General features: G+C 54.0%; 10 protein-coding genes and 4 tRNA genes. All 14 read left to right on the top strand.

Annotated elements, in window-relative coordinates; all coding sequences use genetic code 11:
* Nucleotides 1-5 precede the first annotated feature (5 nt).
* Nucleotides 6-260: a DUF370 domain-containing protein gene (locus RRY12_02170; protein ID MEG2183457.1), complete on the top strand. Its 255-nt coding sequence runs from the start codon at nucleotides 6-8 to the stop codon at nucleotides 258-260.
* Nucleotides 257-820, top strand: a complete 564-nt coding sequence (gene gmk, locus RRY12_02165) for a guanylate kinase (GenBank protein MEG2183456.1) — start codon at nucleotides 257-259, stop codon at nucleotides 818-820. The genes RRY12_02170 and gmk overlap by 4 nt, the downstream gene beginning before the upstream one ends.
* Before the next feature lie 12 nt (nucleotides 821-832).
* Nucleotides 833-1,063, top strand: coding sequence for a DNA-directed RNA polymerase subunit omega (locus RRY12_02160; GenBank protein ID MEG2183455.1), 231 nt, complete (start codon nucleotides 833-835; stop codon nucleotides 1,061-1,063).
* Nucleotides 1,047-2,261 carry a bifunctional phosphopantothenoylcysteine decarboxylase/phosphopantothenate--cysteine ligase CoaBC gene (coaBC, locus tag RRY12_02155; GenBank protein ID MEG2183454.1) on the top strand — a complete coding sequence of 405 codons (1,215 nt, stop codon included), beginning with the start codon at nucleotides 1,047-1,049 and terminating at the stop codon, nucleotides 2,259-2,261. The genes RRY12_02160 and coaBC overlap by 17 nt, the downstream gene beginning before the upstream one ends.
* A complete protein-coding gene (locus RRY12_02150) occupies nucleotides 2,261-4,051 on the top strand; it encodes a hypothetical protein (GenBank protein MEG2183453.1) in 1,791 nt (596 codons plus the stop codon). The genes coaBC and RRY12_02150 overlap by 1 nt, the downstream gene beginning before the upstream one ends.
* Before the next feature lie 31 nt (nucleotides 4,052-4,082).
* A complete protein-coding gene (locus tag RRY12_02145; GenBank protein ID MEG2183452.1) occupies nucleotides 4,083-4,352 on the top strand; it encodes an ACT domain-containing protein in 270 nt (89 codons plus the stop codon).
* Nucleotides 4,353-4,361: 9 nt separating this feature from the next.
* On the top strand, nucleotides 4,362-5,720 hold the full coding sequence (locus RRY12_02140) for a PFL family protein (GenBank protein MEG2183451.1): 1,359 nt from the start codon (nucleotides 4,362-4,364) through the stop codon (nucleotides 5,718-5,720).
* Between the two features lie 20 nt (nucleotides 5,721-5,740).
* Nucleotides 5,741-7,051, top strand: a complete 1,311-nt coding sequence (der, locus tag RRY12_02135) for a ribosome biogenesis GTPase Der (GenBank protein MEG2183450.1) — start codon at nucleotides 5,741-5,743, stop codon at nucleotides 7,049-7,051.
* Nucleotides 7,052-7,177: 126 nt separating this feature from the next.
* Nucleotides 7,178-7,465, top strand: a complete 288-nt coding sequence (locus RRY12_02130) for an HU family DNA-binding protein (protein MEG2183449.1) — start codon at nucleotides 7,178-7,180, stop codon at nucleotides 7,463-7,465.
* 223 nt (nucleotides 7,466-7,688) lie between these two features.
* A tRNA-Val gene (locus RRY12_02125) sits at nucleotides 7,689-7,763 on the top strand.
* A gap of 17 nt (nucleotides 7,764-7,780) precedes the next feature.
* Nucleotides 7,781-7,857, top strand: a tRNA-Asp gene (locus tag RRY12_02120).
* Nucleotides 7,858-7,895: 38 nt separating this feature from the next.
* Nucleotides 7,896-7,971 (top strand) — tRNA-Phe (locus RRY12_02115).
* A gap of 63 nt (nucleotides 7,972-8,034) precedes the next feature.
* Nucleotides 8,035-8,109 (top strand) — tRNA-Gly (locus RRY12_02110).
* A 421-nt stretch (nucleotides 8,110-8,530) separates the two neighbouring features.
* Nucleotides 8,531-9,124: a sigma-70 family RNA polymerase sigma factor gene (locus RRY12_02105; protein ID MEG2183448.1), complete on the top strand. Its 594-nt coding sequence runs from the start codon at nucleotides 8,531-8,533 to the stop codon at nucleotides 9,122-9,124.
* Nucleotides 9,125-9,129 lie beyond the last annotated feature (5 nt).

Below are 9,129 nucleotides of genomic sequence, written 5' to 3'. Positions count from 1 at the left end.
TTGGCATGGGTTATAAATTAGTACACGTAGGCTTTGGCAACATGGTCGCAGCAGAACGCGTCGTCTCTATAATCAGCCCTGACTCGGCGCCTATTCGCCGGCTGAAGGACGAAGCGCGAGAGGCCGGCCTTCTTGTAGACGTGACGCAGGGACGCAAGACGAGGGCCATCCTCATAATGGACAGCAGACACGTCATACTCTCCGCCATCCAGCCTGAGACTATTTCGGCGCGTTTTGAAGGAGATGACGAAAAACAATGAGCGGCACGCTTTACATTTTTTCCGGGCCGTCCGGGGTAGGCAAGGGCACAATTCTGCAAAATGCCCTGCCGAAGCTCGGCAACATGTGGTATTCCGTCTCGTGCACCACGAGAGAGCCGCGCCCGGAGCTGGACAAAGAGGGAGTGACCTACTACTTCCTCACTGACGCGGAGTTTGAAAGCCACATAGCAGCGGGCGATTTTCTGGAATACGCAAACGTTCACGGCCATTATTACGGCACGCGCCGCGACTTTGTAGAAAAAGCGCTCTTAGCCGGCACGGACGTCGTGCTTGAAATAGACGTGCAGGGCGCCTTCATCGTAAAAGAAAAGATGCCGCAGGCGGTGATGGTCTTCGTAAAGCCGCCCTCTTTTGAGGAGCTTGTACGGCGGCTCTCGGCTCGCCGCAGCGACGACGCAAACGCGCAGAAGCTCCGCATAAAGAACGCGGAAAAAGAAATAGCCTGCGCTGATCAATATGACTATATAATAGTAAACGACCGGCTCGAAAACGCCGTGCAGAAATTTATAGAGATAGTACAAACGCATCGAAAAGCCTGAGGAGGAACTTACATGATATACATGGATCTTGAGAAAATCTACAAAGAGCAGAACATTCCCAATAAGTACATACTGACACTGGTCATCTCCGCGCGTTCAAGGCAGCTCAGCGAGCGCAAAGATTTTTCCGGCGAGGAAAAATACATCACGCAGGCCGTCAAAGAGGTGACGGAGGGCAAACTCAGATACAAGATAATAGACCCGGTCCCCGCGTCAAAGACGGACAATGAACCCGCGGCGTAAAAAAAACGTACTCTTTGGAATAAGCGGAGGCATCGCGGCCTACAAAGCGCCAGACCTCCTGCACAGCTGGATGAAGCTCGGATGCGAGGTCGAGACGATACTGACGGAGGCCGCGGAGGCTTTTGTCAGCCCTCTTGCTCTTTCCACTCTCAGCAAACGGCGCGTGTGGAGGCAGAGTGATTTCCTCTCCGCCGAATACGGCTGGAAGATACCGCACATCTCCCTCACGGAGTGGGCGGATATCTTCGTCATTGCGCCGTGCACCGCAAACGTGCTTCGCTGCGCCGCCTCCGGCGACGGAAACAGTCTGCTTTCCGCGGCTCTTCTTGCCAACAGACGCCCGCTTCTGCTCTTTCCTGCCATGAACTGCAATATGCTGGCAAGCGATCCTGTGCGCCGTAACATCGAGACGCTTCGCGAAAGCGGCGCGGAGGTGATAGACCCGGACAGCGGGATGCTTGCCTGCGGATACGAGGGTAAAGGCCGCCTCCCGTCGATAGAGGCGATAAACGACCACGTGCTTCGCGCTCTGACGGAAAATAAGGACATGACCGGCCTGCACGTCGCGGTGACGGCCGGCCCTACGCACGAATATATAGACCCAGTCCGCTACATAAGCAACCCCAGCAGCGGAAAGATGGGATACGCGCTGGCGCGCGCGGCGTGGGAACGCGGAGCGCAGGTGACGCTCATCACGGGGCCGGTATCGCTCAGGCGTCCCTCCGGTGTAAAGGTCGTTGAGGTAAAAAGCGCGGACGAAATGTTCGACGCCTGCATGAAGGCGGCGGAGAGCGCAGACGTTATCATCAAGGCGGCCGCGGTTGGCGACTACAAATGCGCCGAGGTCGCGGAACAAAAGATAAAGCGCGGCGGCGCCTCCGGCATGACGCTTGAACTTGTGCAAAACCGCGACATCGCGGCGGAGCTCGGCCGGCGCAAAAGGCCGGGACAGCTCGTCGTAGGTTTTGCCGCGGAGACAGAACGCGTGCTTGAAAACGCCGATAAAAAAATGCGCGAAAAAAATCTCGATATGATAGTCTCAAATGACGTGACGGCAGAGGGCGCCGGTTTCGCCGTTGATACGAACGCTATCTCCCTCATGCGGCGCGGCGCGGATACGCTGCGTTTTTCAGGAACAAAGGACGAGGCGGCGGCCGTCATCCTCGACGCCGTTTCAGAGCTTTCGCACAGCAAATAATGCCCCTCATACACGCGGTCATGCCCGCCCCGTGGTGGACGCCTCTCACATATCGTCATACTGAGGCTCTTGCCCCGGGGCTGCGCGTAGCGGCTCCGCTGGGCCGCGGTTTCCGCGTAGGAGTCACCGTCGACTCGGCCTCCGCTTTCACGGACGAATCCAAGATAAAATCTATCGCTGAGCTTGTCGACGAAGCGCCGGTGCTTCCAGACGAGCTCTTGCGTCTTGCTCTGTGGTTCGGGGAAACGTGGTTCATAGGCGCCGGCTTTGCTTTGAAAAATCTGCTGCCGGCAAAATTCTTCACAAACGAAAAGATACCGCCGTCACCTGCGCGGGCCGCCGCGAAAGCTTCCTTTTCCGCGCACGACGTCTACGACGCAAACCTTTTTACGAGATATGACAGATATGTCGAGATGCTGGAAAATACTGACGGCCCATCGCTTGTGCTCTTTCCCGAGGTGGGCATGGCGCGCGCCTTTTGGGAGGCGCTGCCTCCTCATCTGCTGGACGGCGGCGCTTTGTGGCCCGCTTCGCCTTCAAAGCAGTGGAAGATATGGAAAGAGGCGCAGGCCGGACGGCTCAAATTTGTCGCGGGCTCACCCGGAGCGGCCTTTCTGCCGATGCCCGGACTTGCCTCGATCGTCATGGACGAAGAAAATCAGGGAAGCTGGCGCACACAGAGCCATCCCTGCTTCAATATAAGAAGCCTCCTTGGAACGCGCGCGGCGTTTGCCGGCGCGAAATTTATCCTTGGCGGTGCAATGCCGTCGTCAAAGGGATTTCTGCGGGCAGAGCCGGAATGTCCTCAGTCAAAAAACGAAAGCAGGCTCGTCTTCGTAAGCTTAAAAGAGGCCGCCGCCTCCGAGTTTGACGCGCTGCGCGACACGCTGCCGATAAGCGAGCCGTTGGTGCGCGAAACTGCCGCGGCGCGCCGCGCCGGGCGCTGGGCGCTGTGGCTGCTCGACCGCAAAGGATACGCGGGCGAGATCGTCTGCGACGAATGTGGCGGCTCCGTGCGATGCGTGCGATGCGGCTCCTCCATGAGGTGGGAGCGCGGCGTCTTGCGCTGTCTTTCGTGCGGCGAGCGCGTGACGCTGCCAGAAAAATGTCCAAACTGCGGCGGCCGTCTGCTTCAGGGCGTGCGCCCCGGCCTTGAGGCGCTGCACGAGAGGGCGGAGGGCGCGCTCAAATATAAATTCAAAAACGTACTCCTCCTTCAAAAAAATGACGGCGAGATCCCAGACGCGCAAAAATTAAAAGAGGACTATCCCACAGGCGCGCTCATCGTAGGCACCAGAAGGCTGCTTTCTCTCTGCGACGGGCTTTCGCCCGCCGTCGTCGGCTGGATAGACGCGGACGCCGAGGCGCGCCAGCCGGAATACGACGCGAAAGCGAAGGCCTTCGCGCTGCTGTGGGAGTCTATGTGGCGCGGAACGGACGCCCTTGAGCGCCGCCTCGTCATCCAGAGCAGGCGTCCCGGGAAGGGCTGGCAGGAGGCGCTTTCGCGCGGCTGGGGGCTTTTTTGGCGGCGCGAACTCAAAGAACGGCGCGAGTGGGAGCTGCCGCCCTACACGCCGATGCTGAAGGTGACGATGCCGAAAATATACGGCCCTTCGTTTGTCGAAACTTTACAGAACAGAGACTTTGAATACTGGATTTCCGAAGAAAAAGACAATGAAATATGGATACGTACCAAACGTTTTCATGAATTAGCTGAAATATTAAAGCCTTTTTTTGATATAAAGGGTACACGAAAGGGCTTTCCTACTGTATTATTGTATCTTGATTAAGGCGTCCGCGCCGACAGGAGGTTTAATACAGATGAAGGCAATTGTTACTGTACTTGGAAAAGATCAGGTTGGCATAATAGCAAAGGTCTGCACATATCTCGCCGAAAAAAACGCGAATGTATTGGAAATTTCTCAGACTATCGTAAAAGGTTACTTTGAGATGCTTATGATAATAGATATTTCAGAATGCACCTGTACGCCTGGCGAGCTTGCCGGAGGATTGAAAGAACTCGGCGAATCGATAGGGCACATGATAAAGTTCCAGCGTGAAGAGATATTCAACAGTATGCACAGGATATAGGCATATCTAATGATAACTAAATCAGAGGCGCGCCAGACAAACGAAATGATCAGCGAGGACAATCTTGACGTCCGCACGATAACGATGGGCATCAACATAATGGAATGCGCCGATCCCGATACAAAACAATTTTGCGTGAAACTTTACGATAAAATCACAAAATCGGCTGAGAACCTCGTCAAAACGGGGGATGATATCGCGATGGAGTTCGGCGTGCCGGTGGTCAACAAAAGAATCTCCGTAACGCCGATAGCTCTTGCCGCAGCCGCCTGCGTGACAGACAACTATATTGAGATAGCGCGCACGCTCGACCGTGCGGCAAAAGAGGTCGGAGTCAACTTCATAGGAGGGTTCACCGCGCTCGTACACAAAGGCATAACCGCCTCAGACCAGCGTCTCATCGATTCCGTGCCGGAGGCGCTTGCCGTGACGGAACGAGTCTGTTCTTCCATAAATCTCGCGTCCAGCCGTTCCGGGATAAACATGGACGCGGTGAAGGCGATGGGGCATACGATAAAAAAGACGGCTTACGAATCGCGCGAGAAGGATTCTCTGGGCTGCGCAAAATTTGTAGTATTCTGCAATGCCGTTGAGGACAACCCCTTCATGGCGGGCGCCTTTCACGGAGTAGGCGAGAGGGACTGCGCCATAAACGTCGGCGTAAGCGGCCCCGGAGTGGTAAAACGGGCGCTGGAAAACGTGCGGGGCGCAGACTTTGAGACTCTCTGCGAAACGGTAAAAAGAACGGCCTTCAAAATAACGCGCGTTGGACAGCTTGTTGCGAAGGAGGCCTCTCTTCGTCTTGGAGTGCCCTTTGGAATAATAGATCTTTCTCTTGCGCCGACGCCCGCCGTAGGCGACAGCGTAGCGGAGATATTGCAGGAGATGGGGCTTGCGTTTCCCGGCGCGCCGGGAACGACGGCCGCCCTTGCGATACTGAACGACAACGTCAAAAAGGGCGGCGTCATGGCTTCGTCCTATGTCGGCGGTCTCAGCGGGGCCTTTATCCCCGTAAGCGAAGACCAAGGCATGATAGACGCCGCTGAGGCCGGAGCTCTTACGCTTGAGAAATTGGAGGCGATGACCTGCGTCTGCTCCGTCGGACTTGACATGATCGCCATTCCGGGAGATACTTCGCCTGAGTCTATATCAGGCATCATTGCCGATGAAATGGCGATAGGAATGATCAATAATAAGACGACCGCGGTGCGGCTTATACCGGTCTATGGCAAAAAAGCCGGGGACACAGTAACCTTTGGAGGGCTGCTGGGCTACGCTCCTGTCATGAAAATGAACAGCTTTGACTGTTCGGCTTTTATCAGCAGGGGAGGGCGGATACCGGCGCCGATACACAGTTTCAAAAATTAATTTAAGAGAGCAGGATAGATATGGCGATAGTTGCTATTGTGGGACGGCCTAACGTAGGCAAATCTTCGATCTTTAACCGCATACTGGGAAAACGCGCCGCCATTGTAGACGACCAGCCCGGTGTGACCAGGGACAGGCTCTACGGCGAAACGGAATGGGGCGGCAAAAAGTTTTATATAGTCGACACGGGCGGCATAATGTCGGAGACAGACCACCCGTTCATGGACCTCATTGAGAAACAGGTGGACCTTGCCATTGAGGAAAGCAGCGCAATAATTTTTGTCATCGACGGTAAAACGGGCCTCACGCCGATGGATGAAGAAATTGCGCTCAAACTGCGCAAAAGCGGCAAGCCGATAGTCGTCGTCATGAACAAGCTGGACAATCTGCGCCAGGAAGAGACCATGATGGCCGACGCCTACGCGCTCGGCTTTGACGAGGTGGCGGCTACGAGCGCCGAGCACAACACAGGCTTCGGCGAGATGATGGACTATGTGGTGGACAAGCTCGTCTCCGAAGAGTTCGACGACAAGGACGACGAGATACGCGTAGCGTTAGTCGGACGCCCGAACGTCGGCAAGTCAAGCCTGCTCAACTCCTTCGCTGGAGAGGAACGCTCTATGGTGAGCGACATCGCGGGCACGACGCGCGACGTCGTGGACTCGCTCGTTGAGATGAACGGACACAAGTTCCGCTTCCTCGACACGGCCGGCCTGCGCCGCAAGAGCCGCGTCAACACCGACCTTGAATATTATTCAAACGTCCGCACCTACCAGGCGATAGACCGCTGTCACGTGGCGCTCGTGCTTCTTGACGCGCAGGACCCTGTGACCGAGCAGGACAAACGTCTCATAGGTCAGGTGCTTGACCGCGGAAAGGGACTCATCCTCGTCGTCAACAAATGGGACCTCGCTCCGAAAGAAGAAAAAATAGGCGACGTAATGACGAAGAAACTCATCGAAGAGATACCCTTCGCCGACCACGCGCCGCGCGTATTCATCTCCGCGCATTCAGGACGAGGCATCGGCAAGCTGCCGGAGCTTATTCTCAAGGTGGACGACAACCGCCGCCGCAGGATACCTACCTCCGAACTGAACAAACTTGTCAAAGAGGTGCTCATATTTGAAAGAATGCCCGGAGACGGCAAAGGCCACAGCCTCAAGGTCTATTACTGCACTCAGGCGGACGGCGCGCCCCCCGCGTTCATATTCTTTGTGAACAATTCGGAACTTGCCTCAAAGTCCTTCAAACGCCATCTTGACAACCTTCTGCGAGACCTGGCGGACTTTGACGGAGTGCCGATAAAAATATTCATGAGAAATAAGGTATAAAGGTGTAATAATTGCGCCAACACCGATAAATTCCGTGTCAAGGGCTTGACTTGCGCGCGGTTTATCGGTATAAATTCAATGTACTGCGTAAATGCAGTGTCAATCTTGACTGGAGGTGGCAATATAGTGACAAAGACAGACCTCATCAACACAGTGGCAAAAGAGGTAGAGGGAATCACCAAAAAGAAGGCCGCAGAAGTCGTCGAGGCTATTTTTAACGACATCTACACAACGCTTCAGAAGGACGAAAAAGTGCAGATCGTGGGCTTCGGCACCTTTGAAGTTCAGAAAAGAGCCGCACGTCAGGGACGCAACCCGCAGGATCCCAAGAAGATCATTGAGATCCCCGCAAAGAATGTACCCGTATTCCGCGCAGGAAAAGCCTTAAAAGAGGCAGTAAACGAAAAGAACTAGTCCTTCTTTTCCGACATTATATTTGCTTTGGAAGATACTATGAAAAAATCCCCCCGGCCTCAGCGCTAAGGGGATTTTTCTCCTCTTCCGCGGCGCGCGCGCCCCTCAAAATTTATCCGCGGCGCGTGGCCGCGCAATTAACGGACTGCTGGTTGACATCTTTCGAAAAATCCGTATAATATTCAACGTTGTCGCTGATTTGGCATGACAAAGCGGATTTGCTGGGCGGGTAGCTCAGCGGGAGAGCATCTGCCTTACACGCAGAGGGTCGTAGGTTCGAAACCTATCCCGCCCACCATTGAAGACAACGAAAGTGGAGCTGTAGCTCAATTGGTTAGAGCGCCGGCCTGTCACGCCGGAGGTCGCGGGTTCAAGTCCCGTCAGCTCCGCCACTTTTTAAAACGATGTCGGCAGTAAGCGGATTTCTTTAGGCGGGATAGCTCAGTAGGTAGAGCAACGGACTGAAAATCCGTGTGTCCCCAGTTCAACTCTGGGTCCCGCCACCAGATACATTGACAAATAAATATAGTTGCTGATAGAATTTTAACAGTTGAGTCAGCAGCGCAGAAGCGGAAATAGCTCAGTGGTAGAGCACAACCTTGCCAAGGTTGGGGTCGCGGGTCCGAATCCCGTTTTCCGCTCCATTTTTTATTTTAACGCAAGCCTCCCCTAAAAAACGTTCACAACTTACTATTGCATTTTCTTTAATAGATACCATATCTGTCGTACACATGAAATCACCGACTTCCGTCGCCGTTTTCGCCTCAATGTTTAGGGTCCGTGTAAAGATTTTGTTCATGTTTCTGTATGAAACGCTTTCGGTATCGGTCTGGAACCCGAATGCGTCATGCAAAGCATCTGAGAGTTTATTCTTTTCGTATGCCGGATGGTAGCTTTCTTTAATATAAATATACGAGGCGCGGCTCTCCAACTTTCGGGTGATGTCGCACATTTGAAATTATCTTACAAACAAATTGAAATACTGCCGTTCCCCTAGAGATATTTTTTTTGCAATGTGGTAAAATCAATAAGGTTAATACCTTGTCTCCGAAAGGATGGGATAAGATGGACAGTGAAGTCAAGGAAGAACGGCGTTTTGACGACGCGGAGCTCTGGAGAGCTTGCGCTGCGGGCAGCGAAGAAGCAAGGGAAGAGCTTATCCTTGCTAACCGTCCTATGGTCTATTGGCTTGCCAAAAAATTAAAGGTACCGTTCAATACATACCAGGATCTCATTCAAGAGGGGATGCTGGCGCTTATCAATGCGGTAGACGCCTTTGACTGTGATAGAAACATACGTTTTTCCACATACGCCTACTATAAGATACGCGGCAGGATGATAAATTTTCTTCAGCGCGTTGAGGCCAAGGCGCCGATCCCAGTTGATGAAAGCCTTATCCAGGAGGACGCATCCTCCTCTTCGATGCTGTACAGCGAATCAAGCCGCAGCGAGTGGTCTATTGATCTGGAAAGCGCGCTTTCGCAGCTCTCCGACCGTGAGACGGAAATAATCAACGCTCTGATCATGGAGGGACGCGTAGCTCGCGAAGTGGCCGAGGAAAAGAATCTCGACATAAGTCATGTATACAGGATACGGCGCAAGGCGCTTGCGAAGCTGAAAAGCTGGCTGGGGCTTCTTGAGGCTCCAGACAAGGCATGAGGCGG

The sequence above is a fragment of the Cloacibacillus sp. genome (assembly GCA_036655895.1).
Lineage (GTDB): Bacteria > Synergistota > Synergistia > Synergistales > Synergistaceae > JAVVPF01.
This window is presented reverse-complemented; position numbering and strand designations above follow the sequence as displayed.

Coding starts and splice junctions, on each gene's coding strand:
- RRY12_02170 (MEG2183457.1), top strand. CDS start 6: ATGGGTTATAAATTAGTACACGTAGGCTTTGGCAACATGGTCGCAGCA.
- gmk (MEG2183456.1), top strand. CDS start 257: ATGAGCGGCACGCTTTACATTTTTTCCGGGCCGTCCGGGGTAGGCAAG.
- RRY12_02160 (MEG2183455.1), top strand. CDS start 833: ATGATATACATGGATCTTGAGAAAATCTACAAAGAGCAGAACATTCCC.
- coaBC (MEG2183454.1), top strand. CDS start 1,047: ATGAACCCGCGGCGTAAAAAAAACGTACTCTTTGGAATAAGCGGAGGC.
- RRY12_02150 (MEG2183453.1), top strand. CDS start 2,261: ATGCCCCTCATACACGCGGTCATGCCCGCCCCGTGGTGGACGCCTCTC.
- RRY12_02145 (MEG2183452.1), top strand. CDS start 4,083: ATGAAGGCAATTGTTACTGTACTTGGAAAAGATCAGGTTGGCATAATA.
- RRY12_02140 (MEG2183451.1), top strand. CDS start 4,362: ATGATAACTAAATCAGAGGCGCGCCAGACAAACGAAATGATCAGCGAG.
- der (MEG2183450.1), top strand. CDS start 5,741: ATGGCGATAGTTGCTATTGTGGGACGGCCTAACGTAGGCAAATCTTCG.
- RRY12_02105 (MEG2183448.1), top strand. CDS start 8,531: ATGGACAGTGAAGTCAAGGAAGAACGGCGTTTTGACGACGCGGAGCTC.